Here is an 18422-nt window from a genome sequence, read left to right on the forward strand (position 1 = left end):
AAAACTGCCGATCCGAGCGAATGGAGTACAGCGCGATCAGCAATTGCCCCTTGAGCAGGCGCTCGGGCGGGATCGACGGCCGTCCGACACTCGAATACAGCGCATTCAGATCCGCCGAAATGGCTGCGAGCGCCCGATCGGCGAGCTTCTTCACCCGCCGCAGCGGATGATCCGCGGGCACGCGCGACTCGGGCGAGAAGTAATGGAACATCGAGGACTGGGGATCGAGTTGGCCGCGCATCGCTGTCAGGACGGGAGTTTCGGGAATGCCTCTATGACAATCAACTCGTCAGTTCGTTCACTGGGTTTTGCATCACCCTGCTAGCGCTTTGGCCGGTAGCGGCATTCACCGCGCTGGTGGTCAGCATGAAGCGAAGATTCAAGGCAAGTTGCTTGAATGACCGTTGCCACAGCACCATGACGATGGCGAAGACGCCACCGGCGGCGAAGGTTAGCACGACCGCGCCGAGGGTCTGAAGCGGGCCGAGGAATGCGCCGATCATCATCATCAGCTTGACGTCGCCCGCGCCCATCGCTCTGAGGGCGTATAGGGGCAATAGACAGACAAATCCAACCATCAATCCCTGCAGCAGCGGGATCAAGCCGATGCTCCCCGGCAAGAAATCATCCAATACGCCTAGGCCTGGCGTCGCGATGCTGTGGAATAAGACTGCCGCTACCATTCCTAGAGCCACAAGGAGGTTTGGCACTTTGCCTCGACGTATATCAACGACAACGGCTAATGCCAGCACGGCAATCAGTACCGCAAGTCCGATATTCATTTGCCGTCAGTCCTCTCGAACAACTTTGCCCGGAGACCAGTGCGATGGCGCAATTTGATTCCAGCGCCGTCGCAACTGGTTGGCACTTTAGATCGCGTGTTCTATCAGAACGTACATGTGGACGGGGTTGTGAGACATGTGGCGATCTTGGAGAAGAGCGCGTTCAAGTTGGTTCCGACCGCTTTAGCGCCAATGATAATCATCACTGCGATCAGGGCGGCAATCAGCCCGTATTCAATCGCCGTTACCCCTTCCTCGTCACTCGCGAACTGTTTGAGCATTTCCAACATGATTTTCTCCTTCATCTAAAAGACGCCGGACCTCCCGGCTACACCCCGGAGCGGGAGGCCCGTTCCGGATAATCAGTACGAGTCGCCTTACGACCCGAAGCAAGACTGCTACTTACTCACAAAATCGCGTCCGTGACTGTCCGTGCGATATCGTCATAGAGCGTCTTGACACTGTCGCCCAACAGAGCGACAGAAATAACGATCGCGCCGAAGATCAGGGCCGCCAGCAGTGCATACTCGATCGCGGTCACCCCGTCCTCATCGAACCAGATAGCGCTGAGTCGCTTACCGATCTGCGCGGCTTTCATCACGTCGCTCCGGCCCGTCACTGTTGATTGCAGATTAGGGCCGAAACGTCGTTCCGGCATCGGTGTTTGGACCTAATTCACGTGGGTACATGTGCCGGGGTGAAGGCATGACAATTGTCATGGGCCTTGGCGTTGCCCGTGCGTGCAGTCGCGCGTCCATTTGGGAGAGGAGAGGCAAGCCAGGAGCATTCGTGTCGAGCTACCCTGTCCCAGTGGGGGGCAGGAATCACACGAATACGTCTCTCGTGCGAGCGCGTTGGCGAGCAGCGCCATCCCCGCCGCCACGTCGCTTCCCGACGCAGTTTTCGAAATTGCATCGCGCGCGCCGAGGCGCAGTGAGCGAGCGCGGATCTCAGGGGCCGTGTGGCAGGCGAATACAATGACCTGGCTTCACATCCTCCGATACGGTCCGGTTTGCTGCTTGCGTTGCCTGTGATGTGTTACCGCGACCGAACGGGTATTCCAGTGTGAAATTTCAGCCTTACGTCCGATGGGAAGGCCAGCAATGCGCAGGTTGCACGGAACTATCGTGGTTTTGCAGCCCTTGATTTCCAGCTGGGACGCAAGGGGCAGCGTCGCGGCGTTCACCGCTGATGGTACGGGTGAACGGAGCAAGCGTTGGTTTTGTGCGAATCCGATTGTTCGGTTCTGCGTGATCGGAAAACTGAATCGATCTCCGAGTTCCCATGTGTAACGCAGGATTTACCGACTCATGACGACAATCGACAGCGCCTGCGGCGCGACGCCGTTCGGATTTCGAACATATGGTGTTTCATGGCCAATGCTGGTCGGTTTGGTTTCGCTCGCTGCCGTGTTGGGAATCCCGCGGTTCAGTGCATTGCTGGGGGATCCTGACACATATTGGCACCTCGCCGCGGGGCGGTGGATCCTCGATCACGGTGTAGTCCCCAAAAGTGATCCATTCTCACATTCGATGCCCGGTACCCCCTGGATGGCACATGAATGGCTTTCGGAGGTGTTGCTTGCTAGCGTGCATGACATCTTGGGGTGGACGGGACTCGTCGTGCTCGTGGCGTTGGTCTTCGCTGGTACGCTGGCGTATCTGGCGCGTTTCCTGCTGTCGCGTATGGAGCCGATCTATGCGCTACTGTTGACGGCATTCGCCGCGGGCATGTTAATGGGGCATCTGCTGGTGCGCCCGCACGTTCTTGTTTGGCCCTTTCTGGCTGTCTGGGTGGGAACTTTGGTGAATGCGGGGGAGTACCGGAGAAATCCCCCTTGGTGGGCGCTGCTCCTGATGCCGCTGTGGGCCAATCTGCATGGCAGCTTCATTCTCGGGATTGGACTGGGGGCGGTACTGGCCTTGGATGCAGTTATGAGCCTGCCCGCGGACAAGAGGCGCAATAGCGTGTTGCCGTGGGCTGCCTTTGTCGGACTGAGCGCGCTGGCGGCGCTGGTGACGCCTTGGGGCTGGAACGGGCTTGTGTTTCCGTTTCAGGTGAGCAGCATGGAACTCGCCCTAAAGGTTATTGACGAATGGCGTTCGGCGGATTTCCAGCAGCTGCAGACTCTGGAACTCTGGCTCCTGCTTGTATTGGCTTTGGCGTGCTCGGGACGTATGCGCCTGCCACTAATAAGGCTGATCCTCGTGCTGGGGTTGGCGCACCTCGCACTTAAACATCAGCGCCATGTGTCGCTTCTCGGGTTGGTGAGTCCCTTCTTGATTGCGGCATCCTTTGCGGGTGCCGGGCGTGAAACGAAGGATACGAAGCGCGATGCGGAATTCCTGGATCGCATGTTCGCTGCGTTTGCGGTGCCTGCACGACGTGGGGCAATCGCCGTTGCCGGATTGCTTGCAGCCGTGATGATCGGAGCAGTCTTTCAATCACGAGAGTTTTCGCCACTAGCGAAAAGTACCCCCGATGCCGCGGTGGACGCGGCGATCCGCGCCGGAGCTACAGGGTCGGTACTCAACTCATATAATTTTGGTGGATACCTTATCTACCGAGGCATCCCTGTGTTCATCGACGGGCGCGCCGACATGTATGGCGATGGCTTTCTGAAGCGCTATATCGACGCGGTGGGACTGGCGGATACGAATGCGCTTGAGATGCTGCTGGCGGATTACCGAATCGGCTGGACCTTGCTGGACGCTGGTGCCCCCGCCGTGGCGTTATTGGACCGCTTGCCGGGCTGGAGGCGGGTTCATACCGATGGGGTGGCTGTCGCTCACATCAAGGAATCCGTCGCGGTCACTCAATGAGAGAGCCGTCGTACGACGACGGCCGTGGAAAAATTTTTGGGCGTCTCACCTATGGAGCGATCCGTTTTCGGAGGACCAGTGCGAATCCGCCGGAGTCAGGCGCCAACGCGCCGCACGCCGTGCTGCCGGGTCGCGAGACGCGGACGCATTGCGGGCCGTGAGGGCTGGAATTCACTGACGAGATAAAGGGGGCGGCCCTTCGCTTCGTCGAAGAGTCTCGCCAGGTATTCGCCAATCACGCCCAGGGCAGCAAGCTGTATGCCGCCAAGAAAGAGGATCACGGTCATCAACGAGGGGTAGCCCGCCACGGCGTTGCCGAAGCGCAGCGTCGACACGATGATGTAAGCGCCGTACATGAAGGCGAAGGCGGCCGTAAGGGCGCCGATATAGGTGGCGGCCTTGAGCGGGGCGGTGCTGAAGGAGGTGATTCCCTCCAGCGCGAAGTTCCACAGTTTCCAGTAATTCCACTTGCTGCGCCCGGAATGGCGAGGGGCGCGCCGGTAGGGTACGGCCTTTTGCGGGTAGCCGATCCAGGCGAACAGCCCTTTCATGAAGCGGTGCTGTTCGCGCAGCCGGCCAAGCGCCTCGACGGCGCGGCGGCTGAGCAGGCGGAAATCCCCGGTGTCGCGCGGGATGTGGAAGTGGGCGAGCTTGCCGATGACGCGATAGAAAAGCCGTGCGGTAAGTTTCTTGGCGAGACTTTCGCCGTTGCGCTCGGTGCGCTGCGCGTAGACGACGTCGTAGCCCTCCTGCCAGCCGCGAACGAGCTCCGGGATGAGTTCGGGCGGATCCTGCAGGTCGGCGTCGATCACGACGACTGCGTCGCCCCGCGCGTGGTCGATGCCCGCCGTCATCGCAAGGTCCTTGCCGAAGTTGCGCGACAGTTCGATGATCGCGATCCGGTCGTCCCGCTGCCGCAGGGCGCGCAGCACGGAGGGCGTACCGTCGGTGCTCCCGTCGTTGACATAGACGATTTCGCATTCGAGCGGCAGCGCAGTGGTGACGGCTGTGAGCCGCCGCTGGAACTCAGGCAGGACATCAGCTTCGTTGAATGCGGGAATGACGATCGAGAGCAGCTTGCGGTCTTTCATGACTCCCTCTCTCCGGTCCTTGGTGCGGGCGAATGGGTGGTTCGCCGGCTCGATTCGGGCCTTTCAAGCATGGACCAATTGTGTCTGCAAGGCATCGTTGGATCCGCCTGCCGAAGATAGTGCGTTGCTGTCGGTGCGTCCGTGACAGATGTCCCGGTCTTCAGCCCGGTCGGATGCCAGGTTGTGGGCGTGTTAGCCTTATAAGGCCAAGCTGTCGGCGCATGGATGCTCGCGATCGATTCAGCCGGACACTTCGGCCGTTTCGACGATGGCGGCTAGCAGTTCCGCGCCCGGCGCGGTTTTCGTGACGAGCCGTGCGGCACCTAGCGCGAGCGAGCGTTGGAGGGTGGCCGCGTCGCAGTGGCAGGTGAAGACGATGATGGTGGCGCAACAGGCGTTGCGGAGTTGAGTGATCAGTGCCAGTCCGTCCTCGCCGCCGAGTTCGGCGTCGAGGACGATGACGTCTGGCTGGAGACGCCGCGCCAGGTCAAGGGCTTGGCGGCCGGTGGTGGCGCAGCCGGAAACCTGCATCGCTTTTCCTTCGCTTTCCACGAGCGCGCTCACTCCGGCCAGAATCGCCCGCTGGTCATCGACCAGCAGCACTTCAATCGGACGGGCAACGGTGAGGCAGGGCACGACGGCGTGCTCCACGCATGCGGCTTGGGCCGCGATGGTCTCAACATACCGTGCATTGGGTAGTTTCGCCCATGGGATGATACGCGCGGGAGACCCGTGACAAATTACCCGGATGGGAGGCCGGGCGGGGTCGGGTCAGTCGTCGGCGAAGACGTCGTCGAGGCTCGTCGCCTCGATCACGCGGTCGGACCAGGAGAAGGGGGTGTCTTGCGATACGCAGACCTTGATCAGCGTGTCCGCCGGCGTTGGGGCTGCTTCGCCGCAACAGTCGTTAGTCCGCTTTGGAATGCGTTAAGGTAGCGCTCTACTCGGGAGCTTCCGGCATCGTCTCCCATTGATAGCGTGGTTCGCAGGAGTTGGCCGATCAGTTGCTGCCGTAGCCCGGCGTCGGTCAGGATGACCGTTACGGCCTGCGTCGTGCGCGGCAGGGAGATTTCCGCAGCGTCCTTGCCCAGCAGTATGGCGCCTGCGAGTTCCGGATCGAAATCGGCCGCCTGCAGCAAAACCGGCTCAGCATCGTAGAGCCGGTCGATGTTGCCGGCGTCGCAGTAGTGCCGCGCGATCAGCAGGAAGTCCGCGGCATCCTTGGTGGTTTCCCGATGACGGTCACGCCAGGCGATGAGCTTGAGCATCGCAAGGGCCGGCAGTGAGGCGACAGGAACGCAAAGGTCGTCGGCCACGCCGACCATCATGGCCGACTGGCGAGCTTCGGCGAATCCGGCGACGCTCATGAGGATCTCCATGCCCGGGGGCCAGGCGATCGTTCCGTCAGTTGATTCGACACCGCCAAACGGCAACAGATCAAGGGGAATCCCGAAGGCCGCATCGTGTGCGTCGTACATAAGCCGATGAGCAATGCCGGCCTTCTCGGAGAACGCTCCCTCCCGGGTCAAGTTGGCCTTGAGCGCGTCGAGCGTGGTCCAATCATCGATGTGGATTCCCAGATCGACATCGCGGGTGGCGCGGCCCGTGTGTCGGCCAAAGACGTGGAGCAGGATCAGGTCGCGCGCCAATGCGCCACCGACGAAGTATTCGATGCCCAGTTCGCGTGTGGCGGCATCGACCCGGCGCAGAATGTCTTGAAGGAGGGGATCAACCGGGCGGTCGGGTCGCACCGTCAGTTGTGGCGAGGTATTGGTCATGGATCAATTTCGCTGTTTCGACATTGCGCGGATCGGCGGTGGCCATCAGGTCGGCATAGATGACCAGAGGGGGGGCGACATCATCGGCTTGACGCGGGGTGTCGGGAGTCCAAAACGCATCCAGGAGCTCGACCTCACCGTTAGCATCAGGACGAAGTCGGTTGGCAAGGATGAGCGCATCCGGCTTGCCTTGGAGGTAGACCGTGGCAGTCGCTGGTTTCAGGTAGCCGGTAATCTTTGCTGCGGCAACTTCGCCTCCCCAGTAGGCATTGTGCTGGCGGACATCTTGATCCCGCCACCAGTCGTTCTTGGGTGCGGTGAAGCGACGAGCGTTCAGCTTGGGCCTGAGTTTGATCGGATAGTGGGTTATCCACTCTTCCTGGAGGCGACGCGGGGCCAGTAGACGACGTGGGCCGGGCTTTTCGGGTGCGAGATGGCCGCGGTGTTCCAGATCCATCAATACGTCACCCACAGTTCCAAGCGCTACCCGTGCGGCCTTGGCGATGTCGCGGTATGGTGCATTTGCGAGCACGGGGCGATTGAGCAACGCAAACACGATCCGGAGTCCAGCGGGGGTCAAGGCGCGATAGGCGGGAGTGATACGCGTTTGGACGGGGCGGCGTTTTCCCGTGATGTAGACGAACAACCCGGGGGCTTCAATGTATGCATTGCCAGCCTCGTCCATGAACGGGAGGCGCAGCGCCCGGCATTGCTGGGCGGTCACTGCGGTGATGTATGGGGCGACCAGGATGAGCGGATGCGGCGCATGTTCGCCCTTTGCTTTGATCGTCCCCAAGGTCTGAAAACGGTCGACCGCTTTGATCTCTGCGAGAAAGCGGACAGTACGATTGTCTACAAGGACATCGAGCAAGGCATCGGCTCGCAACTGGTCGGCAGGCGCGGGCCAAATTCTCGTGCGCAAACCGGTTTCGTTTGCAAAGGCCTCGGTCGCGCGCTCAAGGATTTCTTTTTCCTTCAAGGGGCTGCCTCGATCCACGGCCGTCGGTTGGGTTTGTTCGCGTTACGTGAACGGTTGTTGAATATGAACGGCGTTCTCGTTCATTATTTTCGATTGTTCTTTATACGTGAACGTTTGTCAAACTTGAACAAGCAGGTGGCATTTCAAGCGACTGCAGAGCATGGTGCGACACCACGTCTTTGAGCTTGCTCATGTTTGCCTCCGTTTCCATTCCGACCACAGTTCCTTTGCGCGTTTGTGGCCGTGCCCGTCCGGCATCAGAAGGCGACAACAGCCTCATTTGAGCAGGTGGCCGTGCCGGTTTCGCACACCTTGTAAGTATAGGAACCGCCGCCGGTGCGGTTGATCGGGTCGGTGTAGGTGCCGTCGTTGGGTTCGTTGACGATGACAGCACCGTTGCGCAGGATGCTCATGGTTCCCGCGGTCGTGACGGTCCATTGCAGGTCGGCCTTTTGCTGGCCTTTCACCTTGTAGCCGGTGGCCGTCAGGGTGATGCTCGCAGGCGGAGGGGGCGGGTTGTCGGCGGTGAGGGCGAGGTGGGCGTTGATGCGGCCGTATCGCACCCAGGCGCGGAAGTTCTGGCCGAGTGCGCCTTGGGCGTTGGCGGTGTTCTCGATATGGGCGCGGGCCTGGGTGTTCGTGATGTTCCCGTAGCGGGTGAGCACGAGCGCGGCGAGGCCGGCGACGTGGGGGGAGGCCATCGAGGTGCCGGACAGCCAGTTGTAGCAGCCTTCCGGGTCGTCCGCCGGAATGCCGCAGCCGGCGTTGGGGTAGGCCGACAGGATGTCGTGGCCGGGGGCGGCGACGGAGACCCACGACGAGCCGAAGCTCGAGAAGTAGGCGAGGTTGTCGTGGCGGTCGGTGGCTGCGACGGAGATGACTTCGGGGAAGGCGGCGGGGTAGTGGCGCGTCGAGGCGTAGTCGTTGCCGGCGGCCGCGACGAGGACGACGCCCTTGCTCCAGGCGTATTTGATGGCGTCCGCTTCGGCCTGCGAGGGCGAATAGGGATCGGGGTCGCTGCCGTAGCTCATGTTCGCCACGCGGTAACCGTTGTTGGCGGCATGCATCAGGCCTGCGACGGAGTCGGCGACGTCGCACATGCCGAGCAGGGGGAAGGATTCGGACGGCCATTCATGGCATACCTTGAGCGAACCGATTTTCGCGTTCCAGCCGACGCCGGCCGTGCCCTTGCCGTTGTTTGTGTTCGCTGCGGCGATGCCGGCGACGTGGGTGCCGTGCCCGATCACGTCCGCCGTGGTGGTGCTGTCGGTGAAGTTCTGTTGTTCGACGCACTTGCCGAGGAGGTCGACGTGGGTGCATTCGACCCCGCTGTCGAGAATCGCGATCTTGATGCTGTCATTGCTGCGGGAGAGATCCCACGCTTCCGGTGCGTCGATGTCGGCATCCAGCGTGCCGGTCACGTTGGCACCCGACGCCGAATCGTAGAGCGGCTGGCCGGTGTTGTTGAGGCCCCATTGCAGGGCCAGGTACTCGGTGCCGAGCCCCGTCGGGAGCATCGGGTCCCGGCCTTCGGTGGGGAGGATCAGCGGGCGGTGGAAGTTGGGTTCGGCATAGCGGACGTTCGGATTGCGCTCGTAGAGCGCGGCCGTCGCTTCGACCGCACCCGAGGGAATCCGCAGGAAATGCACACCGATGGCGTCGAAGCGCCTGATCACCTGTGCGCCGGCCGCGGCATGGGCCTGCGCGATGTCGGCGCCGGGGGTGCCGGGGCGAAAGGCGACCAGTAGCTGGTCTGGCGCGAAGCGGGGTGGCGGTGTGACGCCGGCGGGCAGGTCGCCGGCGTGGGCGTGCGGCTGGGCGAACAGCAGGCAGGCTCCGACGAGCGGGGCGAGGAAAATGGCGCGACGCATGGTCTCTCCTCCGGTGTGGCGGTGGGTGCGTGACGGGCAGGGGGCACGGCATGCTCCCGCGCGGCGTCTCGTGCGCGGGGGCGGTCATGGTGCCTGTCGGCGGATTCGCGGGCGATTGCAGTGTCCGCGCTACTTTCCAAGACTAGTGTTCGGGCAGGCGTTGCGCGCGGGCGGAGGTGCCCCTGCCGGGCGTGACAAATGAACTAGTTGCAGGCCGTCCGGCTCATCGCCGGCCGACCAGTGAACCTTGGCTGCGGTGTGCCGCGCAAGATACTGTCGAGGCTGGAGCGGTGCAGCGCGACGAGTGAGCTATTGCGCGACGGTGCCTATGCAGCGTTCCTTGGCGTACAGGTACAGCTCGAGCCGGCCATGCACTTCGAGCTTGTGGTAGATGGCGGTCAGGTGGTTGCGCAGCGTGTGTTCGCTGATGCCGAGGTCGTCGGCGATGACGAGGCTCTTGGCGCCCTTGTAGCGTACGACGGCGCCGATGACTTCGACCTCCTTGGGCGTGAGGGTTGCGATGCGGGCGTCGTCGGGGGCGGCGGCTTTCTTTTTGCCCGTGAGCATGTTCATGATGTCGCCGATGAGCGCGCGGTTCACCCAAACGTCGCCTTCGTGCACCTTTTCGATCGCGCGCAACAGGACGTCGACGGGTTCCTCCTTGCGCACGACGCCGCGGGCGCCGGCAAGCACGGCGCGGCGATGGGCGTCGAGATCGCGGGCGCCGGTGAGGACGAGGACCTTCGCGCCGTAGGTCGAGAGAAGCTCGGCGAAGGAGTCGCTGGAGTCGTGGCCGCCGAGGTCGAGGTCGATGACGATGACGTCGGCCTCGCGGCTTTCCGGGGATGCGAGAAGTTCGGCGATGCTGGTCGCGCTGCCTGCCAGTTGCATGCGTTGCGCCGTGCCGACGAGGCGTTCGAGGCCCCACAGCGTTGCGCGATGGTCATCGACGAGGAAAACACGGATTGGGCGTTCGGTGACTTCAATCATGATCGGTCGCCGCTCAGGTTGTTTTCGGGATCGAAATCATTAGAGCAGTGATGCCGTTCCGCTGGATGTCGACTACGACACATCCACTTACAGAATCCGCGCGTTCGACAACCGAGCGGGGTACGAAGGGTTCCGGAGGCGAGTCGATGTCGTGCGGGTTGCGGACCTCGACGACGTAGTTATTGTCGTCCGCGCGGACGAGGATCTCCGCACGTGGGGCGGCAGTGTGGCGGCGGATGTTGGTGAGTGCCTCGCTGACCATCGGGAAGATGGCAGCGGCGAGTTTGCGCCGGATCGACAGATTGCCTTCGCACTGCACCGACACGTCGATGCCGAACAGTTCCTTGAAGCGCCTGGCCTGTCGCTGCAAGGCGGGGCAGAGGGCGTCGTCGCCGCCGGAGGCGCCGTTGCGCATGCCGCTCACGAGCTCGCGCAGGGTGTGCAGTTCTTCGAGCGCGACTTCTTGCAGGGTGAGGATGTCCGTGCGCAGCGGATTGTCCGCGCCGGCCTTGCGCGCGAGGGCTTCGATGCCGTACTTGAGGCCGAGATAGGGCTGGATCGCATTATCGTGGAGGTCGCGGCCGATGCGAGCTCGTTCGGTGGCCATCGCCTCGTCGGCGAGGCGCTCCAGCAGGCCGGCGTTCTCGAGCACGGGGGCGAGCTGGTCCATGACGCCGGCGACGAGGTCGGCGTCGTGGGAGCGATAGCGGCGGTGCGCGGATTCGAGCACCAGGCGGCAGGGATGGGGGCCGCGGCGGCAGATGGGGATCGCGATCATCGAGTGCGCGTCCAGCGCCTCGGCGAGATCCTGCACGGCCGCGCGTGCCGCGTTCGTGGGCGCCTTGTTCACCAGATCGAAGCCGCTGGTGTATCGCAGCGGAAAGCGGCCGAGGACGTGGGTGTAGTGGTGCACGCTGACGACGTCCGCGGGCAGGCGCACCAGCGCGTCGACGAAGGCGGTGCGCAGTTCGCCGTCGAGTTCGCCGAACCGGCCGTTGCGGTCGCAGCGGAACAGCCGCGCGTCGCCGCCCGGGAGCCAGATCAGCAGCAGGCCGAGATCGGCCGTGAAGTGTCGTGCGACGGCCCGCAGCAGGGTCTCGGCGACGCGCTTGACGCCGAGGCGCGGGTCGGCGGCGCCGAGCAGGCGGTCGGCGATGGACATCTGCTCGTTCATCTGCACGCCGGCGCGCGCGAGGCCGGCAACCAGTGGTCCCAGGATCAGGATCGACAAGGGCTGGAGGATGATTTCCGGCGAGTGTCTGCCGATGTCCATGTCGCGGAGGAGCAGTTCGCCGGCCGCGCCTGCAGCGGAGAATAGCGAGATCACGAGGCCGGGCACGAAGCCGAAGCTCAGTGCGGCGAAGAGCACCGGGAAGAGCAGGAGCAGCGTATAGAGACTGCTCTGCGTGCCGGCCAGCCACGCGAACAACAGGATCCAGATGGCGTCGATCCAGGAGGTGAGCATGGAGCGGATCGGGCGCGTGCCGTGCAGCTCGACCCAGCACAGCCAGCCCGCCCAGGCCGCGTAGCCCAGCACTGCGATCATCATCGTCGGGCGGGTGGAGGCCGACAGGGAGACGGCCTCGGTGGCGGCGACGATCGCGATCAGCACGCGGATGTTCGCCAGCACGCGCCGCAGCTCGGGGCTGTTGTCGGCGCGTGCGGCCGCTCCGTTTCTGCGGGCAGGCGTGTTCGAGTCGCTCTGGCTTCCTGGCATCGCGTGGAGTCTCCCTGCGGGCCGTAACGCGCTTGCGTCCGGGGAGTCGCTGCTCCCTTACCTGCTTCAGGATGTTAGTGAGCGCGGGATTATTGCGAGAAGTTACAAATTCACGGTGTCCGTCATGTGTGCGGGTTGCGGGAATCCGCGTCAGCCGGGGACGTCAAAGAAACGTGCGGGCCGGAAGTGTGGCTGGCGGACGGACGGGAGAAAAGCATGGATGCGACGCGTACCGAAACCGATTCGATGGGGCCTGTCGAGGTGGCGGCGGACCGTTACTGGGGAGCCCAGACGGAGCGCTCGCTCGCGCACTTTCCGATCGGTACGGACCGCTTCCGCTGGGGGAGGGCGATGATCCGGGCGCTGGGAATTCTCAAGAAGGCGGCGGCACAGGCGAACGCCGAGCTGGGCGAGCTGCCGCCGGAGCTGGCACGGCTGATCGGCGTGGCGGCCGACGAGGTGATTTCCGGCGAACTGGATGCGCATTTTCCGCTGGTCGTGTTCCAGACCGGCTCCGGCACGCAGTCGAACATGAATGCCAACGAGGTGATCGCGAACCGCGCGATCGAGCTGGCGGGGGGCACGATCGGGTCGAAGCGGCCAATTCATCCGAATGACCACGTCAATCGTGGGCAGTCTTCGAACGATACGTTTCCGACCGCAATGCACATCGCGATCGTCGGCGAACTGCACGATCGCCTGCTGCCGGCCGTGCGGCGCCTGCGCGATACGCTGGCGGACAAGGCGAAGGCCAGCGAGGAGATCGTCAAGACCGGTCGCACCCATCTGCAGGATGCGACGCCGGTGACGCTCGGCCAGGAGATCGGCGCGTGGGTGGCGCAGATCGACTTCGGCCTCGCCGCGGTGACGGCGAGTCTCCCGGCCCTGTACGAGCTGGCGATCGGCGGCACGGCCGTCGGTACCGGGCTCAATGCCCATCCGCGCTTCGGCGATTGCGCGGCGGCGCAGATCGCGCAGCTCACCGGCCATCCGTTCCGCAGCGCGCCGGACCGCTTCTTCGCGCTGGCGGCGCACGATGCGCTGGTGCAGACCTCGGCCGCGCTGCGCACGCTGGCGGGCGGGCTGATGAAGATGGCCAACGACGTGCGCTGGCTGGCGAGCGGGCCGCGCTGCGGCATCGGCGAGCTGTCGATTCCCGAGAACGAGCCGGGTTCGTCGATCATGCCGGGCAAGGTGAATCCGACGCAGTGCGAGGCACTGACGATGGTGTGCGTGCAGGTGTTCGGCAACGATGCCGCGGTCGCGTTCGCCGGTACGCAGGGCAACTTCCAGCTCAACGTGTACAAGCCGGTGATGGCGCACAACGTGCTGGAGAGCATCGCGCTGCTGGCGGATGCGTGCGACGCCTTCGAGGCGCACTGCGCGCGCGGCCTGAAGCCCAACCTGCCGCGCATCCGCGAGAACCTGGAGAAGAATCTGATGCTCGTGACGGCGCTCAACCGCCACATCGGCTACGACCGCGCCGCGGAGATCGCGAAGAAGGCGCACCACGAAGGCCTGTCGTTGCGCGAGGCGGCGCTGGCGAGCGGCTACGTCCGCGCGGAGGAGTTCGATCTGTGGGTCGATCCGGAGGCGATGACGCGGCCGGGCGGGTAGGAGGCGGGACTCGACTCACCACCGTTCGCCTTGGGCTTGTCGAAGGGCAGCTCCGTAGGGCGGATGAGCCGAAGGCGTTATCCGCCGGAGGGGGCGTCTGGATTGGCCCACGCGTTCGGCGGAAGGCGCTTCGCTTCTGGCTGCGCCGAAACTTCGTTTTCCGCCCTGCGACGACCTTGTTCAGGCGACCTTGTTGCGTGCCTTGGCGATGCGCCCGAGGGCTGCGCGGCCGCTGTTGATGTGGGCGCGCATCAGCCGTTCCGCGTCGTCCGCACGGCGCGCGGTGAGCGCGGCGAGGATCTCGCGGTGTTCGGCGAGCGACTGCTCGAGGCGGCCTTCGCCGAACAGCGAGTGATGGCGCGACAGCTTGATCACGCGGCGCAGATCTTCGATCGCGTGCTGCAGCCAGCGGTTGTCGGCGATTTCCTGCAGCGCGAGGTGGAAGGCCTGGTTCGATTCGAAGAAGCCGTTGATGTCTTCCGCCGCTGCGGCCTTTTCCAGTCCGGCGTGGATCGCGCGCAGGTGGTCGAGGTCCGCGTCGGTGGCCTTTTGCGCCGTGGTCTGGGCGCACTGGCCTTCGAGGAGGGCCATCACGGCGAAGATCTCGTCGAGATCGCGCTCGGAGATCTCGGTGACGTAGCACCCGCGGCGCGGTTTCAGCGTGACGAGCCCTTCGGAGGCGAGCACCTTCAGCGCCTCGCGCAGCGGCGTGCGCGAGATGCCGTAGTTGTCGGCGAGCGCCTGCTCGTCGACCCAGGTGCCGGGTGCAAGTTCGTGCGAGAAGATGAGCTGGCGCAGCCGCTCGGCGACTTCCTGGTACAGCGCGAGCGGGGCGATGCGGGTGGCGGTCATGGGGGCTGTTCGATGCGGAAATGTTGCGGGCCGAATTGTCGTCGAAATTCCGGCTCGCCGACTGTTGCATTCATAATTATGGATAAAGTATTATTCGTGCGACGGTACAAGTCAACTTCCCATGTGCGGCGTAGGATTGGGAGCTTGCGCTGGCGGACCCTTGGCCTGCTGCGCAACGAGAGGGAGAGGGAGCTACGCCGAATGCATGGGAGCGCCGGCGACCGCCTGCAGTCTTCGGACTGCGGGCGGTCTCGTCGTCGCCAGCCAGCCGTTCAAACAGCAGTACGAGACAACGCTAACGCCGCCTGCCGCGGCCAATGGAATCGGAGAGGGTTTGTCATGCCGAACGACAAGATGCCGGCTTATCCGCAGTCGGACCTGGAAGCCTGGAACAAGGCGGCCGCGAAACATGCGCCGGGTGGCGACGTGGCGAAGCTCAACTGGGTGACGCCCGAAGGCATCGCGGTCAAGCCGCTGTATACCAAGGCGGACACGGCCGACCTGCAGCACACCGATACGCTGCCCGGCTTCGAGCCCTTCCTGCGCGGCCCGCAGCCGACGATGTACGCCGTGAAGCCGTGGACCATCCGCCAGTACGCCGGCTTCTCGACCGCCGAGGAGTCGAACGCGTTCTACCGCAAGGCGCTCGCGGCCGGTGGCCAGGGCGTGTCGGTCGCGTTCGACCTCGCGACGCACCGTGGTTATGACTCGGATCATCCGCGCGTCACCGGCGACGTCGGCAAGGCCGGCGTGGCGATCGATTCGGTCGAGGACATGAAGATCCTCTTCAACGAGATCCCGCTCGACAAGGTGTCGGTATCCATGACGATGAACGGCGCCGTGCTGCCGATTCTCGCCGGCTACATCGTCGCCGCCGAAGAGCAGGGCGTTTCGCAGGACAAGCTCTCCGGGACCATCCAGAACGACATCCTCAAGGAGTTCATGGTCCGCAATACCTATATCTACCCGCCGACGCCGTCGATGAAGATCATCGCCGACATCTTCGGGTACACGGCGCAGCACATGCCGAAGTTCAACTCGATCTCGATCTCCGGCTACCACATCCAGGAAGCGGGTGCGAACCAGGCAATCGAACTCGCGTTCACGCTCGCCGACGGCCTCGAGTACGTGCGCACCGGCATCAACAGCGGCATGGACGTCGACACCTTCGCCGGTCGGCTGTCCTTCTTCTGGGCGGTGGGGATGAACTTCTACCTCGAGATCGCCAAGATGCGCGCGGCGCGTCTGCTGTGGTGGCGGATCATGAAGCAGTTCAACCCGAAGAGCGCGAAGTCGATGATGCTGCGCACGCACTCGCAGACCTCGGGCTGGTCGCTCACCGAGCAGGATCCCTACAACAACGTCGTGCGCACGACGATCGAGGCGATGGCCGCGGTCTTCGGCGGCACGCAGTCGCTGCACACCAACGCGCTCGACGAGGCGATCGCGCTGCCGACCGAGTTCTCGGCACGGATCGCGCGCAACACCCAGATCATCATCCAGGAAGAGACGCACATCTGTAACGTCGTCGATCCGTGGGCCGGCTCGTACATGATGGAAAAGCTGACCCAGGACATGGTGGACAAGGCCTGGTCGCTGATCGAGGAGATCGAGACGATGGGCGGCATGACCAAGGCGGTCGAGTCGGGCTGGGCCAAGATGAAGGTCGAGGAATGTGCCGCCGACAAGCAGGCGCGCATCGACTCGGGCAAGGACGTCATCGTCGGCGTGAACAAGTACAAGCTGGCGAAGGAGGATCCGATCGAGATCCTCGACATCGACAACCACGCGGTGCGCGAGTCGCAGATTGCGCGCCTCACCAAGATCCGTGCGACGCGCGACAGCGCCGCCGTGCAGGCCGCCCTCGATGCGCTGACGAAGTGCGCCGAGACCGGCGACGGCAACCTGCTCGACCTCGCCGTGAAGGCCGTGCGCCTGCGCGCGACGGTCGGCGAGATCTCCGACGCGCTGGAGAAGATCTTCGGCCGCTATCGTGCCAACCCGCAAGCCGTGTCCGGCGTGTATGGAGCCGTCGTGGAAAACGATGCCGACTGGAAGGAACTGAAGGCCGACATCGAAACCTTCGTCGCCGAAGAAGGCCGCCGCCCGCGCATCATGATCGCCAAGCTCGGCCAGGACGGCCACGACCGCGGCGCGAAGGTTGTCGCCTCGGCCTTCGCCGACCTCGGCTTCGACATCGACATCGGCCCGCTCTTCCAGACGCCGGAAGAAGCCGCGCGCCACGCCGTCGAGAACGACGTGCACGCGGTGGGCTGCTCGAGCCTCGCCGCCGGTCACAAGACGCTGGTGCCGCAGATCGTGAACGAGCTGAAGCGGCTCGGCGCGGACGACATCGTCGTCTTCGTCGGCGGCGTGATCCCGGCGCAGGACTACGATGCGCTGTATGCTGCCGGGGCAAAAGGCATCTTCGGACCGGGCACGCCGATTCCGGCGGCCGCGCGTGAAGTGCTGAAGCAGATCCGCGCGACGCGGAAACAATGACATTCCGTTAATGACCGTTCGCCCTGAGCTTGTCGAAGGGCTTGTCAATTCCCGGCAATGCGACCTTTTCTTGTTTATATCCTGCGATGCACGGATACCTCTTACTACTGCGGGCATACAGACGATTTGGAGCAGCGAATGCGCCAACATGAATCTGGGCTGGTGGGGTATACCGCATCGCGGAAGCCGGTGACTTTGCTGTGGGCCGGTGAGTTCGAAACGCGCGAGCAAGCCATCGCCTTCGAAAGGAAGATCAAGGGTTGGTCCAGAGCCAAGAAGGAAGCATTGATTGCGGGAGATTGGAACAGGATCACGGAGCTTGCCAACGCCAAGCGTACTTGGGGCCCGGAGATGCCCTTCGACAGGCTCAGGGCGAACGGTGAGAAGGTCTGATGCGGGAAGTTCAATCTGACCTCTCGTCCGCCGACCGTGCGCTGGTTGACGGCGTGCTCGCGCGTCAACTGCGTCCCCTCGCCAAGACCATCACGTTGATCGAGTCGCAGCGCGAGGACCACAAGGCGCGTGCACGGCACGTGCTCGAAGCGCTGCTGCCGCATACCGGTGGGGCGATGCGGGTCGGCATCTCGGGCGTGCCGGGGGTGGGCAAGTCGACCTTCATCGAGGCACTGGGGCTGTATCTGATCGAACAGGGTCTGCGTGTCGCGGTGCTGGCGGTCGACCCGTCCTCGTCGCTGACGGGCGGTTCGATCCTCGGCGACAAGACGCGCATGGAGCTGCTGTCGCAGAACCCCGCCGCGTTCATCCGACCGAGCCCCTCTGCGGGCAGCCTCGGCGGCGTCGCCGAGAAGACGCGCGAGACGATGCTGGTATGCGAGGCCGCGGGCTTCGACGTCATCATCATCGAGACCGTCGGCGTCGGGCAGAGCGAGACCGCGGTCGCCGGCATGAGCGACATCTTCTGCCTGCTGCAGCTGCCCAACGCGGGCGACGACCTGCAGGCGATCAAGAAAGGGATCATGGAGATCGCCGATCTCATCGTCATCAACAAGGCGGACATCGACGCCGGTGCGGCGATGCGCGCCAAGTCGCAGATGAAGACGGCGCTGCACATGCTGCGGCCGGCGAGTCCGAACTGGACGGTGCCGGTGCTGACGCTGTCCGCCCTGCAGAAGCACGGCATCGCCGACTTCTGGACGGCGGTGACGGATTACCGCAAGGCGATGCAGGCCTCCGGCGAGTTCGAGGCCAAGCGGCGCCATCAGGCGCTGGCGTGGATGTGGGATCTGATCGACGCGGGGCTGCGCAGTCATTTCCGCGGACATCCGCAGGTGAAGCACGAATTGCCCGGGCTCGCCCGCGCGGTGGAGGAGGGGACGACGACGCCCTCGGCTGCCGCGATGCGCTTGCTCGGATATGTGGAGAAGGCCGCAGGCTGCTGAGACGCAGGCTACCCACCACCG

At 63.9% G+C, this 18422-nt stretch carries 17 protein-coding genes; 5 read left to right on the forward strand and 12 right to left on the reverse strand.

What is annotated here, in order from left to right; all coding sequences use genetic code 11:
- From BW991_RS19515 to BW991_RS19530, 4 genes are all read right to left on the reverse strand, one after another.
- Positions 1 to 241: transposase (locus BW991_RS19515; protein WP_139335963.1), on the reverse strand; the 241-nt coding region annotated here is incomplete at its 3' end.
- A gap of 40 nt (positions 242 to 281) precedes the next feature.
- A complete protein-coding gene (locus tag BW991_RS19520; RefSeq protein WP_084205162.1) occupies positions 282 to 782 on the reverse strand; it encodes an A24 family peptidase in 501 nt (166 codons plus the stop codon).
- A gap of 104 nt (positions 783 to 886) precedes the next feature.
- Entirely contained in the window at positions 887 to 1072 is a 186-nt protein-coding gene (locus tag BW991_RS19525; RefSeq protein ID WP_076603882.1) for a Flp family type IVb pilin, read from the reverse strand.
- Positions 1073 to 1188: 116 nt separating this feature from the next.
- Positions 1189 to 1380, reverse strand: a complete 192-nt coding sequence (locus BW991_RS19530; RefSeq protein WP_076603793.1) for a Flp family type IVb pilin — start codon at positions 1378 to 1380, stop codon at positions 1189 to 1191.
- A gap of 712 nt (positions 1381 to 2092) precedes the next feature.
- Here BW991_RS19530 and BW991_RS19535 point away from each other — a divergent pair.
- A complete protein-coding gene (locus BW991_RS19535) occupies positions 2093 to 3604 on the forward strand; it encodes a hypothetical protein (RefSeq protein ID WP_076603794.1) in 1512 nt (503 codons plus the stop codon).
- Between the two features lie 95 nt (positions 3605 to 3699).
- Here BW991_RS19535 and BW991_RS19540 read toward each other — a convergent pair whose 3' ends face one another.
- From BW991_RS19540 to BW991_RS19570, 7 genes are all read right to left on the reverse strand, one after another.
- Entirely contained in the window at positions 3700 to 4695 is a 996-nt protein-coding gene (locus BW991_RS19540; protein ID WP_076603795.1) for a glycosyltransferase family 2 protein, read from the reverse strand.
- 240 nt (positions 4696 to 4935) lie between these two features.
- Positions 4936 to 5331 (reverse strand): response regulator, encoded by a 396-nt coding sequence (locus BW991_RS19545; protein ID WP_076603883.1) that lies wholly within the window; start codon positions 5329 to 5331, stop codon positions 4936 to 4938.
- 227 nt (positions 5332 to 5558) lie between these two features.
- On the reverse strand, positions 5559 to 6473 hold the full coding sequence (locus tag BW991_RS19550) for a nucleotidyl transferase AbiEii/AbiGii toxin family protein (RefSeq protein ID WP_076603796.1): 915 nt from the start codon (positions 6471 to 6473) through the stop codon (positions 5559 to 5561).
- Positions 6424 to 7452, reverse strand: a complete 1029-nt coding sequence (locus tag BW991_RS19555) for a type IV toxin-antitoxin system AbiEi family antitoxin (protein WP_084205164.1) — start codon at positions 7450 to 7452, stop codon at positions 6424 to 6426. Before BW991_RS19555 ends, BW991_RS19550 begins: the two co-directional genes overlap by 50 nt.
- Positions 7453 to 7709: 257 nt before the next feature.
- Positions 7710 to 9323, reverse strand: a complete 1614-nt coding sequence (locus tag BW991_RS19560) for a S8 family peptidase (protein ID WP_076603798.1) — start codon at positions 9321 to 9323, stop codon at positions 7710 to 7712.
- A 309-nt stretch (positions 9324 to 9632) separates the two neighbouring features.
- Positions 9633 to 10313: a response regulator transcription factor gene (locus tag BW991_RS19565; RefSeq protein ID WP_076603799.1), complete on the reverse strand. Its 681-nt coding sequence runs from the start codon at positions 10311 to 10313 to the stop codon at positions 9633 to 9635.
- Positions 10314 to 10326: 13 nt separating this feature from the next.
- Positions 10327 to 12030 (reverse strand): sensor histidine kinase, encoded by a 1704-nt coding sequence (locus BW991_RS19570; RefSeq protein WP_076603800.1) that lies wholly within the window; start codon positions 12028 to 12030, stop codon positions 10327 to 10329.
- Between the two features lie 216 nt (positions 12031 to 12246).
- Here BW991_RS19570 and fumC point away from each other — a divergent pair, with 216 nt between their 5' ends.
- On the forward strand, positions 12247 to 13647 hold the full coding sequence (fumC, locus tag BW991_RS19575; RefSeq protein ID WP_076603801.1) for a class II fumarate hydratase: 1401 nt from the start codon (positions 12247 to 12249) through the stop codon (positions 13645 to 13647).
- A gap of 180 nt (positions 13648 to 13827) precedes the next feature.
- On the opposite strand, the gene BW991_RS19580 is transcribed toward fumC, so the two are convergent.
- Positions 13828 to 14499, reverse strand: coding sequence for a GntR family transcriptional regulator (locus tag BW991_RS19580; RefSeq protein ID WP_076603802.1), 672 nt, complete (start codon positions 14497 to 14499; stop codon positions 13828 to 13830).
- A gap of 339 nt (positions 14500 to 14838) precedes the next feature.
- Here BW991_RS19580 and scpA point away from each other — a divergent pair, with 339 nt between their 5' ends.
- From scpA to meaB, 3 genes are read left to right on the forward strand one after another with little or no spacing between them, the layout of a single operon-like run.
- On the forward strand, positions 14839 to 17001 hold the full coding sequence (gene scpA / locus BW991_RS19585; protein ID WP_076603803.1) for a methylmalonyl-CoA mutase: 2163 nt from the start codon (positions 14839 to 14841) through the stop codon (positions 16999 to 17001).
- A 57-nt stretch (positions 17002 to 17058) separates the two neighbouring features.
- Complete coding sequence (locus BW991_RS19590; protein WP_076603804.1) at positions 17059 to 17394, forward strand: GIY-YIG nuclease family protein; 336 nt, start codon at positions 17059 to 17061, stop codon at positions 17392 to 17394.
- Complete coding sequence (gene meaB, locus BW991_RS19595) at positions 17394 to 18401, forward strand: methylmalonyl Co-A mutase-associated GTPase MeaB (RefSeq protein WP_076603805.1); 1008 nt, start codon at positions 17394 to 17396, stop codon at positions 18399 to 18401. The genes BW991_RS19590 and meaB overlap by 1 nt, the downstream gene beginning before the upstream one ends.
- The last annotated feature ends 21 nt before the right edge of the window (positions 18402 to 18422 follow it).

It is taken from the genome of Aromatoleum tolulyticum, from assembly GCF_900156155.1.
Lineage (GTDB): Bacteria > Pseudomonadota > Gammaproteobacteria > Burkholderiales > Rhodocyclaceae > Aromatoleum > Aromatoleum tolulyticum.